Below are 21,623 nucleotides of genomic sequence, written 5' to 3'. Positions count from 1 at the left end.
TGGTTCCTTTTGTTTTTTAGCGTCTTCTAAAATTTTCTTCTAAGAAAAATATTTCTGTCTCAATAGCTTAATAATTGTCCATCACTATTTTCGGTTTTTTTCATTGAAAACTGACTCAAATCGAGCTAATCATAGTGATGGTCGGCTGAGACCGATTGTGTTCAGAACCAAGAGGAAAGAGTATGAAGAGACAGAAACGAGATCGTTTAGAACGCGCTTACTCCAAAGGTTTTCAGGCAGGAGCCGCAGGACGCTCCAAAGATTATTGCCCCTATAATGAAATAGATATCAAATCTCAATGGCTCGGTGGATGGCGAGAAGGCACCGAAGGCCGATTAGCCGGGCTGTTTACCAAGTGATCTCGATTCGCTAATCTAACCCCCTAACCAAGGGGGTTTTTTATGGACATTTACCAACACCAACTCACCATGAACGACGGCTCGACACTGGATCTCTCTGAGCTGAAGGGCAAAGTACTACTCATAGTTAATACCGCCAGCAAGTGCGGGTTCACACCTCAATACCAAAGCTTACAAGCGCTTCACAAGCATTATGCTGACAAAGGGCTAGTCGTTATTGGCGCGCCTTGCAATCAATTTGGTAAACAAGAGCCAGGCAATGCTGAAGAGATAAACTCGTTTTGTGAGTTGAATTACGGGGTTAATTTTCCGCTGACGGAAAAATTAGACGTCAAAGGGGATAACGCACATCCCTTGTTTAAACACTTAACCAAGGCGCAGGGAGGTTGGTTTGGAAGCAATATCAAATGGAACTTCACCAAGTTCTTGGTGGATAAACAAGGTCAAGTATTCAGTCGCCATGGACCAACTACTGACCCTGTTAAGCTAAAACAAGAAATAGAACACTTGTTAGCTTAAATTAGAAAGTACTAGTGTCGGTGAAAACACCTACTTTCAAATCGGTCGCGGTGTAGATCTCGCGGCCGTCGACTTCTAGAACTGCGTCGCCGATACCCATCACAAGCTTGCGGTGGATGGTACGCTTCATGTCGATCTTATAAGTGACTTTTTTCGCTTCTGGCAGAACTTGGCCAGTAAACTTAACTTCGCCAACACCTAGGGCTCGGCCGCGGCCTTTGGCGCCTTGGTAAGCCAAGAAGAAACCCACCAGCTGCCACATAGCGTCTAGGCCCAAACAGCCTGGCATCACTGGATCGCCAGGGAAGTGGCAATCGAAGAACCATAGATCTGGGTTGATATCCAGCTCAGCGATGATCTCGCCTTTGCCGTATTTTCCGCCGTCTTCGTTAATTTTTACGATGCGATCAAGCATCAGCATATTTTGTACTGGAAGACGTGGGGTGTCGCCTGGAAACAGGTCGCCGTAACCGCAGGCAACGATTTCTTCTTTATTAAAACTGTTTGGCTTAGTCATGGATAATTCATAGCTCCTTGTCGAATGGCGCCAGAATAGCGAACACCTGTAAGCCTAACAAGTCCAACCAGCGGTTTTAAATCCAGTTTTATGTCAGTTTGTTGATCAAACGCTGCCAAATAGATAACGGCTCGTCGATTTCTCCGGCCAACTGCTCAAGTCGAGCCTGAACCAGAGCGTAAACACTGTCTTCGCTAAAACGCCCACGCTCATCGGCAATGCCCACAGATTTACCAAGCAAAAGCTCGATCGCTTGGTCGATATGGTCAACGGCGTACAAGTGAAACTTTTCCTTTTCGATGGCTTCAACAATTTCTGGGTCGAGGTGCAACTGAACGATGTTGGAGGAGGGAAGCAGCACGCCTTGTTGTCCGCTGAGACCGCGAGCCTGACAGAGGCGATAAAAGCCTTCGACTTTTTCATTGACGCCACCAATGGCCTGTACTTGGCCAAATTGGTCGATGGCGCCGGTGACAGCCAACTCTTGGTTGACCGGTACTTCGCTGATGGCGCTAATCAGCGCACAGTATTCGGCCAGCGAGGCACTGTCCCCATCGATTTCTTGGTAGGATTGTTCAAACACGATATTCGCGTTTAAGTGTAACGGCTCGTCTTTTCCAAAAATTCGGTACAAGCAAGCCGACAGAATCATCATCCCCTTAGCGTGAATATTGCCTCCGAGTTCGGACTTTCGCTCAATATCAGCCACTTCGCCGTCACCATAGTGCACGGTTGCTGTCACTCGAGCAGGCTCTCCGTAACTGAAATCCTGACTGTCAATTACGGTTAACGCGTTGATTTGGCCAACTTCTAATCCTTGGGTCTTTAAACGAACAAAGTCTTCGGTGAAGCTTTGTAGCGATAGCGCTTGTTGGACGTTTACTCGGTAATTTCTGTGGGTCCAGGCTTTGCCTATATCGTCACCGGTAACCTGCTGACCCTCGCTAAACAACTGGCCTTGACGGATAAGGTTCAGCAGGGGACGACTGGCCAGTGTTAGTTTTTGTTGATGCTCGCACTGCCAACTCGCATAACCCATTAACTCGGGGTAGGCTGAATCCGCAAGCTCAACCTGCGCTGCATTCGCTAATTGAAACAGATAGTCCACATAGCTCTGTAAATTGTCTGAATTTGCCGTTATCTCATGCATTAGCTCGGTTACTAATGGGAAGCCGGCATTGATCCCCTCGTGTTGCTCACGAAGATAATCTAGCCAATGAATTCGTCCCAAGATCATAACCACGGCTTGGCAGCCTGTTTGAATCTCAGTGAGCAAGGCTTTGGCTATTTGCTTTTGGCGCACCAGGCATTCAGCGCTGATCACCAGCAGGTCAGTATTGGCAATCAAACCAGGACTTTCTTTTGTGCCTATCAGCTTAGCTTTAGTCGTGGATTGGTTAACGTAAGCGCTGCTGATTTTGAAGCGGGCTTGTATGGCGTCTACCAACAAATCTTCATCTATGTCCGAATAGTAGCCGACCAATAGGTGCTGGTTTGCATCTGGCTTTTTTAACGCAAGCGATAGCGTTTCTACTAAACGCTCCTGTCCTAGGGTGAGTAACTCGGGTAGGGCAGACTGATGCTTGGGCGCTAGTGGGCCAAACGCAGGGCGGGCTAATTTGGCGGAAATTTTGTTGGTTGGCATAGAGATAGCTATTGAATGATTTGGGCGAAACTATACCACAGAAATCTCCATGGGTTTTGCCATGAACAGTCCTGATTCATGATGCAAAAACAGCGTTCTCAGATTGACGTATTTAGCTATTGAGTGTACGCTATTTGGCGTATCGAGAGATTCCTCGTACGCTATGAAGCGTATTGCAGTCTGTAACCAATTGATAAAAAAGACAATGATTGATATCGAACTTTTCTTTAATCAGTATCGAGCGCACGCCGGTTATGCCAGTGATAAGCAAATGGCAAAGGCGCTAGGCCTGTCTACTGCCTACCTTTGCGACATTAAAAAAGGACGCCGGCGCTTGAGTGACGCACTTGCGTTGACCATGGCTAAACCGCTAAACCTGGACCCGGGGGAGCTGTTGTTACAGATGCGGGTGACCTACGCCGCTCAGGCGGAAGAGAAACTGGCTTGGAAGCGCATTATGTTGCAGTGGCAAAAACACAAAGACGCCTAGTTCAAAGTCTTTGCAATACTTTCACGTCTGATGCAGACTGGGGGCATAACCGAACATGGAGGTCGGATATGTTATCTATAGCCATTAGAGGCGCCAGCAATTGTATTGTGGTAAATGCGCAAGGAAGCGTGAAACTGCAAGATTTTGAACTTGCCAATTCCCAACTCAACCAACAGACTGCCGATGGAGCATCCTTTTCTTCGTTGGTTATCTATATTCACGACGAGTCCTCTCGACAAGCGTTAGCGCGACTGTTTCGTCATCTCAATTTTGTGCTCGCCCATAGAGGTAAGTTCACCAAAGTTGCCATTATCTGCGATAACCCTATCGGCGGCATGGCCCTTGCCATCACCCGCTTAGCATCTAGTGCCAAAGTGGTTAGATTTTATTCCTGCCAACAAGCCGAGTTGCAAGCTTTCATTGGCTGCGCAATCGGCCCTGGCTGCTCACAATGTAAACAGGCCCATTGCTGTGGATAGATATCCAGCCATTTGAGCTTGCTCAAAGCTTGATGTTGCTTCAATGGTATAAGCTGACGCTGCATTCCATAAATTACAGGCGTTATGATGAAAGGCGTATTTCTCGATCGAAAAACCTTTAATCCAGACATAGATACTCAAGGCATAGCTTCACAGCTCACTGACTATCGCGAGTTCGCGATGACACAGGCTGAACAGGTGCAAGAGCGCATCGCCGGTGTTGAAGTGGTGATCACTAATAAGGTGGTGATCAGCCGAGAACACATGAAAGCCTGTCCCGAGTTAAAGTTAATCTGCGTCGCCGCCACAGGCACGAATAACGTCGATCTAGAGGCGGCCGAAGCCCTGGGAATTGCCGTGTGCAACGTGGCCAACTACGGCACTTCCACCGTGGCTCAACACGTTATTACTCTGTTGCTGATGCTGGCCACTAACGCCGCCAACTACGATAGGGATGTGAAGCGGGGCAAATGGCAGCAAAGCGATATTTTTTGTTTGCTCGATCATCCAATTGTTGAGTTGAGCGGCAAAACTTTGGGCTTGATTGGCGTGGGTAATATCGCTAATTCGGTGGCTCAGGCTGCCACCGGGCTGGGCATGAAGGTGGTTTTTGGTGAGCGTAAGGGCGCCACTAGTCTGCGTATTGGCCGAGTCAGCTTTGAAACTCTGGTGCAACAAAGCGATGCTATCTCTATCCACTGCCCACTTAATGAGCAAACTGCAGACTTGTTCAACGCAGATACTCTCTCTGCCATGAAGCCCAGTGCTTTTCTCATAAATTGTGCGCGCGGCGGCATCGTCAATGAGCACGATTTAGTTGCCGCTTTGAAACAAAAAGAGATTGCTGGTGCGGCGTTAGACGTTGCCAGTGTTGAGCCAATTCGCGAAGACAACCCCTTGTTGTCCTATAAAGGCAATAACCTAATCATCACTCCACATTCGGCCTGGGCAAGCGCCGAGGCGATGCAGCGATTGATCGATGATATTGGAGTGTCGATAGAAAGTTATCGCCAATCAGAAAGTTATAGTCGGGTGGTTTAATCGACTCCAGTAAACGGAGTCTTCGCACTCCGTTTTTTGTGCGCTGTGCTACTTTGAAAGTACAAGATTAAAAAAAGTAGCCGTTTTCAAAGGGGCAACATGCGCACAGATATTCAAGTACTGCGAGGCATCGCAGTACTCCTAGTCTTGTTCTATCACGCCGAGTTCAGTTGGTTTTCCAAAGGCTACTTGGGTGTCGATGTGTTCTTTGTGGTTTCGGGTTATTTGATCACAGGGCTTATTGTCCGAGACCTCGACAATGGCACCTTTTCCTTTAAACAATTCTATTTTCGACGGCTAAAACGGCTAGCCCCAGCGGCCTACGCCACGTTCGCCATTACATCGGTGATAGCTTTCTATCTGCTCTCGAGCAACGAGCTTGAGGACTATTTAAAACAGCTGATTGGCGCGTTGACCTTTACTGGAAACATTGCACTTTGGATGCAGACGGGTTACTTCCAAGGCGCGGCAGAATTCAAACCTTTATTACACGTTTGGTCTTTAGCGATCGAAGAGCAGTTCTATCTAGTGCTTCCGGTCGCTTTGTATCTGTTGCCTGCGGCGCGCCGCTACAAGTTACTGGTGTTGGCTTGCGCACTTAGTATGGTGTTGTGTTGGTTGCTGGTAACCATGCGCCCAAGCGAAACCTTCTACATGTTGCCCACGAGAGCGTGGGAACTGCTGCTAGGCGGCTTGTTGGCCCTGACGCAGGTACCAAAAATGGACGAGCGTATCGGCAACCTAATCTCTCTAATTGCACTGCTAGCACTGGGGTATGTGGCGTGCTTTGGCATCGACTATGCGCACCCGAGATGGGATGCATTAATCGCATGTTTGGCGACCATGACGCTCATCGCCGCCAGCCCATCTTGGTTAAAGTCTGGCCTTGTGGTGAATGGTCTGTCTAAAGTCGGTGACTGGTCCTACTCCTTATACCTAGTGCATTGGCCAATCTTCTCCTTTGCTCGCAATATCTATTTGGGCGAAACCCTGCCGTTTGCTTTGTCGATAGCCTTGGTTGGATTGAGTTTTGTACTGGCCTATTTGCAATACCAATGGATAGAGCAAAAGTTTCGACACTGGCGGTTTGACAATGCCAAGCCGTTGGCGCTGTCGGTTGGGGCGGCAACGTTCGCGCTGCCATTGGCTGTGTTCTTGTCCTTAACGGTTAGGGAACAAAACAGCGATACCGACTGGCGCTCGGTTCGCCAAGCCAATTATGGACTAGCCGAAGTGTGCGAGAACGACCAAGCGTTTGAGCTCAAAGCCCAGTGTTTAACTCGAGATCCCGCTCAGGTGTTGGTATGGGGCGACAGTTTTGCCATGCATTTGATGGACGGGATCGCCGCGCAACAAAATCTTCGTGGTGTGGTGCAGGCCACCAAATCGTCCTGTGGTCCTAATTTGTCCCTTGCACCGTTTGAGCCAGAGCGTTTGCGCTACCAAGACTGGTCTGAGTCCTGTTTGAGCTTTAATCGCTCTGTGGTCGATTTTATTGGTCAATACAAAAGCATCGATACTGTGGTGCTGGCTTCAACCTTTGGGTATTACTTTGACAGGGCGTACCAAGACGGCGAAGTCATCGCCTCAGATATGGAAATGGCCATCGACAGTTTTCAACAAACCATTGCTGCGTTAAGAGCGCAGCACGTTGAAGTGGTGATTATTGCGCCTCCACCAAGCGTGGGAGTGAATATTGCGTCGTGTCTTGAAAGAGTGAATAACGGACTGCCAGTTCAATCGAGTTGGCTTAATTCCGACTGCTCCTTTGATCAACAAACCTACCAAAATAAAAAGCAGCCTGTGCGGCAATTATTAACCGCTTTAGCAGATGCATCTGACGTACACGTAATATGGCCAGATGAAACATTATGTAACGATGGAATTTGCCAAAGCCAATTATTGGACGTTCCGCTTTATCGCGACGCCTCTCATTTAAGTAAAGTAGGATCAATAGCTTACGCAAACGCTGCGAAGCTAGGGGAGCAAATCCTTTATTTTTCAAAATAAGCTCAATTATTCCTTTGCTTTATTTTTTCTCGACTATAGTTAAACAAGAATTAGGGGTTATTGCGCTTATAAAAATTGAAAGAGTACGGAGGCTTTTATGGGAGCTAAGTCTTTTGTGTCTGGTCGTGTGGCTTTATTAACTGCACTTGTTGGTGCGAGTTTTAATGTTCATTCGGCAGTCCAACCACAACCTTATGTTACTGACAGTGGCGTTGAGTTAGAGCCTTGGCTGAAGGTAACTGGGATCCACGATGATAACTTGTTGCGCAGCCAAACTAACAAGCTATCGACCTCGGGTACCTTTATTGAGCCTGGGGTAAAAGTCCGCCTGAATCCGGGCAGTGCCCAATTCAATTTGGGGTATCGCCTCAATCGCGGTGACTACTACCAGTCCAAAGTCGATAACTTTACCGATCACTTCGGCGACGTGGGGTTGCAGTGGGAAATCACTCGACGCAATCGTCTGAGTTTGGTGTACGATTTTTCTAAACGTCACGAAGGCCGTGGTTATGGGTTTTCGGAAGGTCGTGGTGAGTTATTTGACAAGCCTTTGACCTACGATCGCAACAACGCTGAGGCGATTTATGGCTTTGGTGGTGTTGATGCCGCAGGGCGCCTAGAGCTGAGCGTACGCTACCGCGACAAGAAGTATACAAACTTCGAGGAAGTCACACAGTTTCAAAACCTAAAAGAGATGCGCTATCGCGGTACTTTCTTTTATCAAATGGCGCCAAAGACAGATCTGTTGTTTGAAATCATTCGCAACGATTCGCGCTACGACGTGCAACGCCCAGATTTCTTGAGTCGCGACAACGACGATTACTTTGGTTATGTGGGTGCTTCGATGACGTCGGATTCAGCCCAAGTCGTTGGTGACATTCGCCTAGGTTACCAGAACAAGCGCTTCAAACAGGGCAACCGCGACAAGTTCAATGACTTTAGTTGGGATGTCGGTCTTACCTGGAATCTAAAGACCTATTCACGCATTGAGCTAAGTACCAGCCAGCGCGCGAAAAACCCGAATCAAGAAACCGGTAATTACGTTAAGCAAACCCTTGGCCGTGTGGCCTGGCGCCACGCTTGGGTAGAGCGTTTTTCGTCTACACTTGAGTATTACCATGCAAACGATGATTACAACGGAATTGTACGTAACGACAAGCTGAATCAATACGGGGTTAGTTTTGAATACGACATGCGTCGTTGGCTCAGCTTTGCGGTGGGTTATGTCCATGGCGATAAGACCTCAAACGCCGAGGGCATTGGTTTTAAACAAAACCGTTATACGCTTAGCGTACACGTAACCTTGTAGTGACTGGTTATGAGTAGACTTCTATTAATATTGTTCGCCTTTTTCTTAAGCGCCCCAGTGTTGGCTGACGAGTTTGACGACAACTATAAGCTGGGCCCTGGAGACCTCATTTTAATTGAGGTCTACGGCGAGGAAGAGCTGACCTTTGAAACCTTGTTAGGTGAAAGCGGCTCTATCGACTATCCCTTTTTAGGTCGAATCCCGGTAAAAGGCCGAACCACAGAACAATTGCGCGCGAGCATCGATTCAGGACTACGCGGCGATTACCTAATAGATCCCAATGTTCACGTGAGGATCCTCGAGTATCGGCAGTTCTTCGTCAATGGCGAGGTCAAACAGCCAGGGGGATATCCCTATCAACCAGGTTTGACGGTGAACAAAGCCATTGCTTTGGCGGGCGGGTTTTCCGAGCGAGCGTCTAAATCTGGGATCTACTTGTCATCTTCTGATCACCCGGGGCGCAAGCCGATAAAAGTCGGGCTTAACGATAGGGTTAAGCCGGGTGACATTCTGGTCATAGACCAAAGTTTCTTCTAAAAGGGCGTCGCTATGGAACAGTCCCCAATGCTCTCCGCTTCAGCAATGAACGAAGAGAAGCCACTGGATATCAAAAAGCTCATACTGGTGCTGCTGAAATACAAATGGCGCATCATGTTTTTTGCTGGTTTGATCACGTCAATTGCAGTCGCGGTCGTACTGTCTAAGCCGTCGTTGTACACAGCTTCTGCCACCTTAATGATCGAGCCCAAAGATTCTAAAGTGCTCAGTGGTGAGCAGGTGTTTGGTATTAACACCCGCTCTTCGGAGTATTTGCTGACCCAGTTTGAAATTCTCAAGTCCGATAGCATCTCGTTACAGGTCATAGAGCGGCTCGATCTGGTCAATCATCCCGAGTTCAATCCAGCGCTAGACGAGAGCAATAGCTCGGATCTCAAAGACTTTTTCAAAATGTTCATCAACGTTCGCGATTGGATACCCTTTTTAGCCGAGGCCGAGCCTGAGGTTGAGCCCACAGAGGAGCAAAAACGCTACACCACAGAGCGAATTGTACTGGCAGCGTTTAAGGCCAAACTCAGCATTAGCCCTAAGCGTAAAACCCAGCTGGTTACCATTCGCTTCTCTAGTGAAAGTCCGAACTTGGCAGCCCGAGTGGCCAACACTGTGGGTACTGTGTACATCGAGAACAACCTGAATGCCAAGTTCCAAATGTCCAAACAGGCCTCAGAATGGCTTGGGGTTCGCATGCAAGAACTCAAGGACAAGCTGGTAGTCTCGGAAACCGAGCTACAGGAGTTTGTGAGAACCGAAGGGTTGGTAGAAACCGGTGGTAAAGCCGGTGTCAGCGAGCTGGCTCAACGTGAGCTTAACGAGTTGACTACCCAACTCACGGATGCGCGCAATCGTCGTGTAGCGGCTGCGTCTTTGTACAACCTCAGTACTACCTCAGAGAAAGACATTGCGATTATTCAGTCAATTCCTGAAATCACCAATCATCCTTTGATTCGAGATCTCAAGCTTGCCGAAGGGCAGGCCGAGCGTACCGTGACCGAGTTGTCACAACGCTATGGTCCCAAGCACCCAAGACTGCAGGCTGCGCGCTCGGATTTGCAGAACATTAGCCGTACCCTGAATCAAGAGCTAAACGAGTTGGTTCGAGGCATTAAAAACGAGTTGGCCTCAGCTCGCGCCGCCGAAGCCACCATCAAGCGCGAAATTCAGGCCAAAAAGAACGAGTATCGCGATCTGTCGGTGAAACGCGCCAAATACAACGAGCTGGCACGGGAAGTTGAGTCCAACCAGCAACTGTATGACTTGTTTATGAGCCGCTATAAAGAAACGACCGCCTCCGGTGACTTTGGCGCCACCATCGCTAATTTCACTGACCGCGCAACCGCGCCTCTATTACCAAGTAGCCCCAAGCGCAAATTGATTGTGATGACAGTCTTTGGTGGCGCGTTAGCGATTGGTTGTGTGCTAGCACTGGTGTTTGATGCGTTCAACGATAGCTTTAACGGCGTTAAGCAAATTGAAGAGGGCTTAGCGCTTAGCCTACTTGGGGTGCTGCCTCGAGTGAAACTCAAGAAAGGCAAAGCGCCGGCTTACATGTACTTTGATGACAAAGAGCGAACCTTCTCCGAAGGGATACGAACGGTGCGAACCGGGTACATGCTGTCCAACATCAACAATCAGGGCAAGGTTGTAATAGTCACCTCGTCTGTGCCTGCTGAGGGTAAATCCACTTGCTCTATCAGTTTGGCATTCGCACTAGCGCCGCTAGAAAAAACGCTACTGATCGATGGTGATTTACGCCGTCCGTCGATTGGCAACAAGTTTGAATTTAGCGGCTATCAGCCAGGGCTTGCCAATCTGATATCCGGCACTCACGAACTCAAAGACTGTATTGTCAAAGATCGTCGAGCAGGGCTGGATATCATGCCTGCAGGGCTGATCCCACCGAATCCATTAGACATGATTTTCTCAGAGCGCTTTAAAGAAGTGCTGGCTATGTTGCGCGACCAATACGACCGGATCGTCATAGATACCGCACCATGCCAAGCGGTTAGTGACACTTTCGTGCTGTCGCAGTTTGCCGATTCTTGCATCTTGGTCGTAAAAGCCAATGCCACTCGCACCGGAGCGGTTAAATCGACCGTGGGTAAATTGGTTCAGCAAGGCGTCAAAATTGATGGCGTCATACTCAATGGTTTGGACGTTAAGAAAGCCAACAAATACGGTGATTACCAAACTTACGCTGAGTACTACACCGACGGTAGTGAGCGCAAAGGTGGCCTAGAGAAAGTGGCCTAAGGCCACTTTCGTTGTTGGATTGTGGGAGAGCTTAGGTGAGACATGATTGACCTTCACTGTCATTTATTACCTGACATTGACGATGGCCCGGATACCCTGGACATGGCGGTCAGTATGGCCAAAATGGCGCTAGAAGACGGGATTCATCACAGTGTACTGACTCCGCATATCACACCGGGACGTTTCAATAATCAGCAGCGAGATATCGAAAAAGCTGGGATGAAATATCGCAGCCATTTAGCTGAGCAGGGCATTGAATTAGGCCTTTCTTTTGCCGCCGAGGTTCGCCTAGATCCTGTGATCCTAACCCTTCAAAGCTCAGGTCAGTTACCCTACTTGGGTCAGTACCAAGGCAAGAACGTGGTACTACTTGAAATGCCTCATGGCCAAGTGCCTCCAGGCGCAACTCAATTAGTGAGTTGGCTAATAGAGCGCGACGTACTTCCTATGATTGCTCACCCTGAGCGCAACCGCGATGTGTGGTACAAGCCAGCCAAGCTTCAGCCTTTGCTGGACCAAGGCTGCTTAGTGCAGATCACTGCAGGCAGCCTGCTGGGTCAGTTTCGTCAAGAGTCCTATCAGCGCGCCTGCGAATTGCTACAAGATGGCTTGGTCAATTGCATAGCCACTGACGCGCATAACCTCTCAAGTCGCCCGCCTAAATTGGCAGGTGCGGTTGCCAAGGCGGCCGAATTGGTTGGCGAAGCTCAGGCCAAAGCTATGGTGTTGGATTTTCCGCAAAGTCTGCTCAGTCAACGAGTCCGTGGGGTGTAACATGGATTCAGTATTGAGCTGGTGGCTAGCAGAGGATACAAGGGGTTATCAAAACGCTCAGAGGATCGCTGCGCTAATGGCCACCTTGATTGGTATTCAGGTGCTCAAACTCCTGTCTCCTGACTTTGAAGCCATTAGCTACACTGAGTTTGGCATCGACGTGATGGTCGAAGAAACTTCAACCGGTGATACTGGCAAATATCTGTTCTGGATAAGCATGTTTGCCGCAGCCCTGATGATGACCATTCGTCGTCCCATGAGCTTTGCAAAGAACCTCAGTGAACAGTTACCGCTAGTATGGCTGGTGGGCATTGGTGTGGTTAGCTTTATTTGGGCCTTGGCACCCTTCATTTCCTTTAAGCGCTCGGTCATGCAGTTAATTCTGGTGTTTACTCTGTTTGCCACTGTCACTTATCTGCGCGATCCTCGCCAAATCTTCCTGATTTTTTACCGCCTTTCTATCGTCCTGTTGCTGCTCAATCTACTGAGCATTCCAATCGGCGTGGGCTTTGACGTTAATGGTAATTTTCGCGGTGCTATGAGCCACAAAAACTTGTTCGGTCAGAACGCAGTGCTCGCTCTCTACTTTGGCTTGGCAGTGCTTTGGTTTTACAAAAGCCGAGTCAATCGAATGGTGTGGATGGGATACATGACGCTGTGGTTAGTCTTGTTACTGCTTTCCATGTCCAAAACCTCAATTGCGCTGTTGCTTTTAGTACCCATGCTGTTGATTGTGGCAAATTTTGTGGCCCATTTATTCCGAATGAATCTCGGCGTCGTGATAGCCAGTTTCGTTGCCGCCTGTTTTATGTTCGTGGCGATAGGAACCGCTTGGTTCGGCGTCAGTATCAAACCTTTCCTACAGATGTTCGTCGATGACGTTAGCTTAACCGGTCGCGACTTTATCTGGGCCTTTGTCCTTGAAGAGGTGTCTCAACGTTGGTTTAGCGGACACGGACTGGGCTCATTTTGGGGCATTGGTTTCAACTCGCCAAACGTCAAATACGGTGAGGGCTTTGTGGTTCATATTCACCAATCTCACAACGGTTACATCGATTTGTTAGCCCAGTTGGGAGTGGTCGGCATGGCTTTGTATTTGGCGATGCTGGCACAAATGTCGGCGCATCTTGGAAAAATCGAATCCAATGCGCCAAGACTCTTTTTTATCTGCTGGTTAATCGTGTTGTTTTCGCTGACCAACAATATTACCGAAAGCAGCATTTTCCGAGGCATTCACGGCGTTTGGGTGATTCAACTGATCATGATAGCGATTGCCAGTCGAGTCTATCTAGACAGTAAGCGGAGGGTCGATGTCCACATTAATTAGCCTGTGTCTTTGTACCTTTAAGCGCAATAGCGTGATAGACACGCTACAAAGCCTATCCCAACTGACTCTGCCTAAGGGCGTTGAGGTAGAGATAGTGGTGGTCGATAACTGTGAAAACGGCAGCGGTCGCGAGCGGGTTAATCGGTTCGCAGAAACTTGTCGCTGGCCTTTGACCTATCACGTAGAGCCTAGAAAAAACATCTGCCACGCTCGGAATGCTTGTATCCGGTATGCAAGAGGCGAGTGGTTGACCTTTGTTGATGATGACGAAGTGGCGCAATCTGACTGGCTGGCCCACCTTTATGAAACGGCAATCACCTATGAAGCCAGCGTGGTCATGGGTGCGGTAAAAGCCCATTACCCTGATTCTTGTCCTGAATGGATAGTGCAGGGGGATTACTTCAATCGAGCTATGCCGAAAAGGGGCACTCAAATTGACGTTGGAGCCACCAACAATGTGTTGATCCGCGTATCAGACTTGCCGGCAGGCGATCGCTCTTTCGATCCCAGCTTTGGCATCACCGGCGGTGGTGACACTGAATTGTTTAATCGCATGTATCGATTGGGCAAGAAGATAGTGACCTGCCCAGAGGCCATCGTAGAGGAAGTGGTCGAGGATAAGCGCTTAACTCGCCAATACTTGTTGCGCCGCTCGGTTCGAATAGGGGAAGTGTACGGGCGTATTTTCTTCCCCCAGAAGTGGAGCCTTAGCGGGGTGTATCAGCTTTGCAAAGCGTCACTTGCTCTTGCCGTTGCGACAGCGGCTGTGCCTGTGCTGAAGTTGATAAACGAACAGCGCTCCTTTCAGTACCAGATGAAGCAAAGGGCTAGTCTGGGCAAGGTTCGCTACTTTTTTAACGTGCCGCAAATCGAAATATACGGAAAACACAAAGAATAACGACACGCTACGGAAGGCCGTTACGGCTGGTAGTTAACTTGGGGATGTGCGATGCAAGGTGCAATGGCCAATATGAAGCTGGCTGACGACTATCGTGTAAACGAAGCGCAATTGTACTCACAAATTGACTCGCTAAAAGGCGACGAGCCTGTGATCGTCGACTTTGACGAAACGCTATGGCTGCGAAATTCGACCGAGGCTTTTTTGTCGAATGTCAGCCCGTCAATTTGGGTAGCATTTTGGCTGCAATTGCTTGGACTGATACGCCCATGGCGTTGGGCGTCACCGCACAATCACGATCACGTTCGCGATTGGATACGGGTGTGTGTGGTGGTCATGGTGGCGCCTTGGTCGGTGTGGCAATGGAAACGCGTGGCAGCCACAAAAGCCAAGGATTACCTCAATCGCCCTCTAGCCGAAGCCCTAAAAGCTTCCAATCAGCCAGTATTCGTTGCCAGTTACGGTTTTCAGTTTGTGATTCAGCCGATGTTAGATGCTTTATCCGTAAGTTGGCCATTGATTGTCGCTAGTACGTTGCGCAGTGCTCCCAGCTTAAGAAGACAAGGTAAAGGCGCGGCTGTGGCAAAACAATTGGGATTGCCGGCAGTTCAACGTGGCTTGTCGATCACCGACAGCAAACTCGATCTCGATTTGTTGGCCATGACCCGGTTGTCCGCTTTGATTCGTTGGCCCCAAGCCAAGTACATTCAGGCTGGGCGCAAGCCTATGCTGCCTTTCGTATACCTCAAAAAGGTCAAGCGACCCACAGAAAGCTATTTCACTCGAGCCATATTAGGCCACGATTATCTGTTGTTATTACTGGTCTTCAGTGCAACCAGCAGCACGCCAATCGCAAGCGCAATATGTCTGCTGCTGTTTGTGCTTAGCTATTTTACGGCCTACGAAGTGGGCTACTACGAGAACGACAGACTCGGCATCCTGCACGAGGCTAAACCCAAAGTTTCAAAGGCGTTTAGCGAACTCGGCGACAACTTTGTTCCAATCGTCGCTTGGATATTCGCAGGCCTGTTAGCCATTCCCGCGGCCATCTTAGCCACCGAAGTCAATGGTTTGCGGCAGAGTTTTGTTGGCGGTATGCCGGCAAATGCGATGGAAGTTTGGCTGGTATTCATGGGTCTGTTGGTAGCCGTACGTCTTGTTTTTGCCTGGTTTAATCGACTGCCTGAAATGGGACGAGTGGTACCCATGTTGATTTTGCAGGGGGCTCGCAGCGCAGGTTATTTGTTGCTGTTCACCACCAGCCTAGTTGGCATTCTATTTTGCCTAACTCAGGCTTTGAGCAAATGGATCCCATACGTGGTTTATCGCTTTGGCGGTTCGCGCGCATTGGTGCCTAACCATCTGATTAATTTGTTATTACTTCTAAGTGCAGTCGGTTTGTTGAGTGCATCAGGGCAGGTGAACGGCATCTGGGATCACTGGCACACCTGGCTATTACTGGGATACAGCGCACTTAGAGGCGTTATAGAACTGAGAAAGTTCGGTGTTTACTTAAAGCCATACTCGGGAAGCGAATCATGAAAGTCATACACATCGTTAGGCAGTTTGCGCCAGCTTTGGGTGGCTTAGAAAACTTTGTTCGAAGTCTTGCGCTGGAGCAAATCAAGCTGGGTTTTGAAGTTAAGGTGATTACCTTAAACAAGGTATTTCACGACAGCGGCGAAGTACTGCCAGCTAGCGAGACATTAGATGAAATACAAGTGGTCCGAGTGCCCTATAAAGGCAGCTACAAATACCCGATTGCGCCTCAAGTCCTCGAACACTTGCACGATGGCGATTTAATTCACGTCCATGGTATCGACTTTTTTGTCGACTATCTCAGCCTAAAACGCTGGAGCATCAACAAGCCTATGGTGGTGTCTACTCATGGTGGATTCTTTCACACCGGCTTTGTAAAACCCCTCAAGCAATTGTTTTTCCATACTGTTTCTCGTTGTAGCTTGACCGCTTTTGATGCGGTGGTGGCATGCAGCGTCAATGACTATCAGATCTTTGAGTCGGTGTGCGAGAAGCGATTGCAGTTGATAGAGAATGGGGTTGATACCGAAAAGTTCGCTAACAGGGCAAGCCAGCAGATGACCAAGCGCTTTTTGTTCATCGGTCGGTTCTCCGACAACAAGCGCATAGATTGGTTGATAGAAGTGTTTCAATTCCTGTGTCAAATGGATACTGACTATCAATTGGAAATCGTTGGTAAAGATTGGGACAACAACGAGCAGGATCTGCGCTTGTCGATTCAGCTAAAAGGGCTGGATCAAAACGTGCGCATCCACACCGAACTAAGCGATGAGGCCATCGCCGAGTTGGTTGAGCAATCGAGCTTTGTGGTTAGTGCCTCGGCCTACGAAGGTTTTGGTATGACTATCATTGAGGGGATGGCCGCGGGCTTACAGCCGGTTACGTCTGATATCGCCAGCTTCCAAAGGATCCTCAATCAAGCCCAGCTTGGACTTATTGTCGACTTTGAAGACAGAGAATCCGCCGCATGGCATATCCACAATTACTGCAACAATCTGGCGCCGGATTACCAACAGGCGCGAGCTGCAGCAATAGCAGCAGCTAATGTTTACGCGTGGCCGACGGTGGCACAGCATTTCTCGGAAGTATATAAGCCTTTATTAAGTCGACAGGACAAGGTTATTCAAGGAGTTCGACTAGCGGATTACACCAAACAGAATTTTAGAGCTCTGCTGGACGAGGGTTTAAATGAAGGCGAACGACGTATCGTGGCATTTGCCAATGCCCACACGATAAATTTAGCCCAAAAAGACCCCAACTATCGCCGCGTGCTTAACTCGGTGACCGTGGTTAATGACGGTGTAGGGATGAAGTTGGCTAGCACCATGAAATACGGGCGAGGGTTTGTTGAAAACCTTAATGGTACCGACTTTGTACCCTATTACTTGGCCAATTCAGAGAAGACTGTAAAAGTATTCTTGGTTGGAGCTCGCGAAGAGGTGGTCAAACGCTGCTTCGATATTTGGCGCTCGCAATACTCGCAGCACCAATGGGTGGGATACCAACACGGCTACTTTAAAGCCGAGGACACAGAGCAGGTGTGCTCGCGAATCAAAGCGGCAAACGCCGATCTGGTTATCGTTGCTATGGGCAATCCGATGCAAGAGCTTTGGTTGGATCAGCATTTAGAAAAAACCGGTGCCAGTATTGGTATTGGCGTTGGTGGTTTGTTTGACTTTACCGCAGGCGCGGTAAAGCGAGCACCTCAATGGGTGCAAAGGTTTGGACTAGAATGGTTTTATCGCTTGATACAAGAGCCCAAGCGTATGTGGCGTCGTTATTTGGTGGGTAACGCCGTATTCCTTTTTCACGCTTGGCGGGACAGCCGTTAGCAGGAGGCGATATGACAGAAAATCGTTGCGTATTGCATCTAGCAATGGATTATCCAAACCGAAACCGCCCCAACAACACTCCGGCGGTGCGTAACTTCGTGACCAAAAACCCGGGCGTTGATTACTTTGTGGTGGCACTGAGAAGAGTGGCCTGGCCATGGCAGTGCAACACATTACAAGGTGACGGCGAGGGCGATGAGAAAGTCGTATCTATGGCGTTTTGGGGGTTACCTTTTGGTATAGGCTTAGTGGTGTCGATGTGGATCGTCGCATTGAGGACGCGCGCGTTAATCCGCCAAAGAGAGCTTCAATTTGATGCAGTACACGGCCACAAGTTTGCTTTTGAAGGCATTGCCGCTTGGTGGCTATCCCGTTGGTTCAAAAAACCGCTCATTCTCTCGGTGCGTGGCAACTCAGATCATAAAATCATCCGCTACAAGCCATTTGCTAGGCCTCTTTTAGGGCGTATGTTGCAACACGCTAAGGCCATTTACTACGTATCAGCTTGGTATCGGCCGATCCTAAACCAGTATTTTGAGGTGTCCCAAGAAAAGCAAAAGCTGTTGCCCAACTTTGTTAAGCAGAGACAGCAGGCACCGGCGTCCGATTTCGACCCGTTTCGACTGGTCACTATATTGGACTTGAATCAATACCGGGACAAGGGACTCGACAAACTCCTGCACGCGCTAAAACTACTGGAAGGTCGCTACCCGAAAATGACATTAGATGTCGTGGGCAAGGGCAGCGATTCTAAAATAAAAGAAATTAACACTCTCATAGCTGAGTTAAACCTAGAGGCAAAGGTGCGATTGACTGGCCCAATCCCCAATCAAGAGCTCATCGAACAATTGTCTCAATACGCTGGGCTTGTGCTTCCCACCCAGCACGACGCCTTTGGTATGGTGTATGTGGAGGCGTTACTTAGTGGAGTTGCTGTTGTCTATTCTAAAGGTACCGGCATCGATGGGTTTATCGACGACATCAAGGCTAAAGTCGGTATCGATCCTCAGTCGATTACCGATATCGCTGCGGGCACCGCTCAACTGCTCGACCGCCAACAAGAGTTTCGTCATTGGCTGCTAAGATACCATTATCAGATCAAAGCTCAGTTCAGTGCAGAGCCCTATTTGTCTGGATATAAACAATTAATTCAACAAGTTTAATTTTCTTGGGAATAATCGTTTAAGTTTTTCGATAACCTCGTAGTGTTTTTCACTTGTGAAATAACCTGTTGTAATTTATATGGTTTATCGAATTCATGGCATATTATGGCGGTTTTTTGATTCCTCGTAAAAAATTTCCTCTCCCCAAAAGGGGTAGTGCCTTAGCTCACAATTAGTGTAAAAACTCTAATTGATCGTTTTTTAATCTCGCAAATAAAACTGATAAAATTCAACTAGATAAATAAGTTTTATCGTCAAAACAAAGCCTTATTCACTCCCGATTAACACTGACTTAAAAATTGCACGTTTTCTAAATTTTGAGTAATTAATCGCCACTCCGGTCGTTTAATCAACAATAACAGATGGTTAGTGCATTTTTTAAGCGGGAAGTCCTGTGCCTTCTGAATTGTCAATATGCCGAGGCTTAATTTCTCCGGTTCAAATCCCAAAATCCCGTCTGTATAGTTTTTAGCCATACCTATTCGATATCAGTTTTTAATCGATGAGGGTGCAGAATAAAAATTCCTGACCGTTCGCAATTATTTAAGAAATAGGTTGATGTGACCGGTTAAAGGGTGAGCACTCATATTCATAGAACAGGAGACTTCTTTTGAATCTGTGTAAATTGGATTTACAGACCGCGGTTTTCGGTCTTTCATCTATTGTAATGATTTCAGCAAGTAACGCTCAGGAACAAAATTTATCCGCTAACAACCAGCAAGGACAAAATACAACAGTCAGCTACAGCGCGAATAAACAAACGAGTTTAGCGGACATGAAAAAACAGCCAATTGGCTATCGCGAGCAAAACGGGTTATCTACCACCGCAAGCGCTCAAGTTGATTGGCACAGTGATATCGCGGTGAAGAGTGCTTCTTCAGGTTCAAATATCACGTCAACTAATACAAATAAGAGTATTAGTACACAAAATACCTCGGAGGTGGCATATCAACACGTTGGCTCCGATCCACAATCCTTCGCTCAATTAGAAAACAGCCTTCCTGGCGATGCCGGGAAAGGTACTGCGTTTAATGGCGTGGATTCCTACATCAGCTTTGCGCCGTGGAAGGCCACAGGTAATGTAAGAATCCAGGCGTGGCTGGGCGAATTGGGGCAGCAAGACGACGGCAGTTATCACTGGACCCACGTGGTGGCGTCAGACAATTCCCACGAATCGATCCGCATCGATCGATATTCCGCCCAAATCCAAATTGGCACCCAGTACCCTGGTATTTACCAAGCGTTTGATTTTGCAGAGACTCGCTATGTGCAGGTGGATGTAGAGCCGGGTAAGTTAACTATTTCTGATGGGATTCGCAGTGCCAGTATAGAAGATCAGAGCATTCAGCCTGACCGTCTCGAATTCGATCAGTTCTTTTTGCGCGACGGTCAGTATTCTAAAGGCATTGTTCAAGCGATTTCACTGCAGGAATTGAGCAATAGCGGCAATACGGTTAACTACCGCGCTTATGGTTTTGAGAGCATGCTTCCGGATACTGGCACTCAGTTCAACCTAGTGAATGTTGAGCACATAGTGCCCGATGGCGAAGTACCACCCCCATGTGAGGGTGATGAGTGTCCAGAGCCGCCGCCAAACCCTTGTGTTGACGACCCAAACAACTGTCTGCCAGGTTATGACTTGGATATGAGCAACTCGCCCGTGAAAACTCAGGCGGATTGGGATACTCAATTCTTAGCCCTATATCCAAACCACAAACCGGTAATGAATATTACCGTAGGTGACGACACCGGCCGATTTGCATGGGAAGCGCCAATTTGGCTGAAAACCTACGTGATTATGGCGACTACCTATCAAGACGATAAGTACATCGACTGGGCGGTGGAGCTGGTGGATCACTTGTTCCATTACACGGATGAAAAACGCCAGGCCCGTGGTGAGATTAATGTATCAGCTGAACCTTATTGGCAGGCGCCTAAGCACTACATGAACAATCCGGGTACTCCAGCGCCAGGCTGGCGTCATTACAACCCGAAAGATGGCAAGGACTGGCGTGTACAAGCCTTGCAAGACGGTCGAGTTCTTAGTGGTGTGATGTCTGTCGTTGATTACATCAAAGGCTTTGGTCTGACTCAATACGATGCCAAGGTGGATCAGTGGATCGCTGAAGCTAAGCGTATCGTGGATAGCCACGACACTTCGTACAGCGAGACTAAGCAATCAAGCGTGGCAGGTTCATACTATTATCCAAACGACAATTCGGCGGATGATGACTCTGGTTTGCACAGCCGCCCAATTCCGTTTAACCACAACCTAAGCCAGGCTTACGTGCAGATGGTGATGGACAAGTGGAGTGGTGGCACGACCAATTACTCACAACGCGTACAAAACCTGTTGAAGTTCTTCAGCGATTACTTAGAACGCAAGAGTGACGGTAGTTGTGAATGGCGCTATCAAGCCCACACCACAGATCCGAATACTAAGTTTGAGGACTTTAACCACGGTGATATCGACATTGAATTCTTGGTGAAAGCCCATCGCGAGGGAGTCAACCAAGACGAGAGTATGATGCAGTGTATTACTAAGTCGGTAACCGGCAAGATGCACAATCAGGGCACCTACACGGACTTGGTTAACGGCACAGGTACCGCCTCTGGCGACCATCAGATTAACTCGGGTTGGCACTGGATTGAGCTGCATCAGTACGATTCACAAGTGGCTTACGATGTACACGCCACTTTGACGAAACACGGCAATAGCTTGTCTTGGTATGGAACCTATATGGCATGGGCCAACATGCTGCGCATGACTCATAAGCCATAAAGCGCTCGTTCTAGCCAAAAGGTCAGACTCAAGTCTGGCCTTTTTTATGAGCGGCAGTATTTATCCGCGACACATTTAAGTTGTTTTTTTTACACCTAGTGTAGCTTTGTTGTGTTGCATACTGTGCCCGT

General features: G+C 48.4%; 18 protein-coding genes. 16 read left to right on the top strand and 2 right to left on the bottom strand.

Features of this window, described 5'->3' with window-relative positions:
- Nucleotides 1–182 precede the first annotated feature (182 nt).
- On the top strand, nucleotides 183–359 hold the full coding sequence (rmf, locus tag CLC93_RS15975; protein WP_095506986.1) for a ribosome modulation factor: 177 nt from the start codon (nucleotides 183–185) through the stop codon (nucleotides 357–359).
- Between the two features lie 42 nt (nucleotides 360–401).
- Nucleotides 402–878 (top strand): glutathione peroxidase, encoded by a 477-nt coding sequence (locus tag CLC93_RS15970; protein ID WP_095506985.1) that lies wholly within the window; start codon nucleotides 402–404, stop codon nucleotides 876–878.
- A 1-nt stretch (nucleotide 879) separates the two neighbouring features.
- On the opposite strand, the gene fabA is transcribed toward CLC93_RS15970, so the two are convergent.
- Nucleotides 880–1,395, bottom strand: a complete 516-nt coding sequence (gene fabA, locus CLC93_RS15965) for a bifunctional 3-hydroxydecanoyl-ACP dehydratase/trans-2-decenoyl-ACP isomerase (protein ID WP_095506984.1) — start codon at nucleotides 1,393–1,395, stop codon at nucleotides 880–882.
- An 88-nt stretch (nucleotides 1,396–1,483) separates the two neighbouring features.
- Nucleotides 1,484–3,040, bottom strand: coding sequence for a S16 family serine protease (locus tag CLC93_RS15960; protein ID WP_095506983.1), 1,557 nt, complete (start codon nucleotides 3,038–3,040; stop codon nucleotides 1,484–1,486).
- Between the two features lie 205 nt (nucleotides 3,041–3,245).
- Here CLC93_RS15960 and CLC93_RS15955 point away from each other — a divergent pair, with 205 nt between their 5' ends.
- The 14 genes from CLC93_RS15955 to CLC93_RS15885 all read left to right on the top strand — a co-directional run bounded on the left by CLC93_RS15955 (nucleotide 3,246) and on the right by CLC93_RS15885 (nucleotide 21,492).
- Nucleotides 3,246–3,530, top strand: coding sequence for a helix-turn-helix domain-containing protein (locus CLC93_RS15955; protein WP_095506982.1), 285 nt, complete (start codon nucleotides 3,246–3,248; stop codon nucleotides 3,528–3,530).
- Nucleotides 3,531–3,598: 68 nt separating this feature from the next.
- Complete coding sequence (locus tag CLC93_RS15950; protein WP_095506981.1) at nucleotides 3,599–4,009, top strand: STAS/SEC14 domain-containing protein; 411 nt, start codon at nucleotides 3,599–3,601, stop codon at nucleotides 4,007–4,009.
- 84 nt (nucleotides 4,010–4,093) lie between these two features.
- Nucleotides 4,094–5,050, top strand: a complete 957-nt coding sequence (locus CLC93_RS15945; RefSeq protein ID WP_245837180.1) for a D-2-hydroxyacid dehydrogenase — start codon at nucleotides 4,094–4,096, stop codon at nucleotides 5,048–5,050.
- A gap of 99 nt (nucleotides 5,051–5,149) precedes the next feature.
- The gene (locus CLC93_RS15940) at nucleotides 5,150–7,060 is read left to right on the top strand and encodes an acyltransferase family protein (protein WP_095506979.1); all 1,911 of its coding nucleotides are present in this window, start codon (nucleotides 5,150–5,152) and stop codon (nucleotides 7,058–7,060) included.
- Nucleotides 7,061–7,157: 97 nt separating this feature from the next.
- Entirely contained in the window at nucleotides 7,158–8,369 is a 1,212-nt protein-coding gene (locus CLC93_RS15935) for an outer membrane beta-barrel protein (protein ID WP_095506978.1), read from the top strand.
- A 9-nt stretch (nucleotides 8,370–8,378) separates the two neighbouring features.
- Entirely contained in the window at nucleotides 8,379–8,906 is a 528-nt protein-coding gene (locus CLC93_RS15930; protein WP_095506977.1) for a polysaccharide biosynthesis/export family protein, read from the top strand.
- Between the two features lie 12 nt (nucleotides 8,907–8,918).
- The gene (locus tag CLC93_RS15925; RefSeq protein WP_095506976.1) at nucleotides 8,919–11,177 is read left to right on the top strand and encodes a GumC family protein; all 2,259 of its coding nucleotides are present in this window, start codon (nucleotides 8,919–8,921) and stop codon (nucleotides 11,175–11,177) included.
- A 42-nt stretch (nucleotides 11,178–11,219) separates the two neighbouring features.
- The gene (locus CLC93_RS15920; RefSeq protein WP_095506975.1) at nucleotides 11,220–11,951 is read left to right on the top strand and encodes a tyrosine-protein phosphatase; all 732 of its coding nucleotides are present in this window, start codon (nucleotides 11,220–11,222) and stop codon (nucleotides 11,949–11,951) included.
- Nucleotide 11,952: 1 nt separating this feature from the next.
- The gene (locus tag CLC93_RS15915; protein ID WP_095506974.1) at nucleotides 11,953–13,278 is read left to right on the top strand and encodes an O-antigen ligase family protein; all 1,326 of its coding nucleotides are present in this window, start codon (nucleotides 11,953–11,955) and stop codon (nucleotides 13,276–13,278) included.
- Nucleotides 13,262–14,176: a glycosyltransferase family 2 protein gene (locus CLC93_RS15910; RefSeq protein ID WP_095506973.1), complete on the top strand. Its 915-nt coding sequence runs from the start codon at nucleotides 13,262–13,264 to the stop codon at nucleotides 14,174–14,176. The genes CLC93_RS15915 and CLC93_RS15910 overlap by 17 nt, the downstream gene beginning before the upstream one ends.
- Before the next feature lie 51 nt (nucleotides 14,177–14,227).
- Entirely contained in the window at nucleotides 14,228–15,718 is a 1,491-nt protein-coding gene (locus tag CLC93_RS15905) for a hypothetical protein (protein WP_095506972.1), read from the top strand.
- The gene (locus tag CLC93_RS15900) at nucleotides 15,715–17,547 is read left to right on the top strand and encodes a WecB/TagA/CpsF family glycosyltransferase (protein ID WP_095506971.1); all 1,833 of its coding nucleotides are present in this window, start codon (nucleotides 15,715–15,717) and stop codon (nucleotides 17,545–17,547) included. The genes CLC93_RS15905 and CLC93_RS15900 overlap by 4 nt, the downstream gene beginning before the upstream one ends.
- Nucleotides 17,548–17,558: 11 nt before the next feature.
- A complete protein-coding gene (locus CLC93_RS15895) occupies nucleotides 17,559–18,710 on the top strand; it encodes a glycosyltransferase (RefSeq protein WP_095506970.1) in 1,152 nt (383 codons plus the stop codon).
- 775 nt (nucleotides 18,711–19,485) lie between these two features.
- Entirely contained in the window at nucleotides 19,486–21,492 is a 2,007-nt protein-coding gene (locus CLC93_RS15885; protein WP_141237416.1) for a hypothetical protein, read from the top strand.
- Nucleotides 21,493–21,623: the final 131 nt, after the last annotated feature.

The sequence above is a fragment of the Paraferrimonas sedimenticola genome (assembly GCF_002282855.1).
Classification (GTDB): Bacteria; Pseudomonadota; Gammaproteobacteria; order Enterobacterales; family Shewanellaceae; genus Paraferrimonas; species Paraferrimonas sedimenticola.
This window is presented reverse-complemented; position numbering and strand designations above follow the sequence as displayed.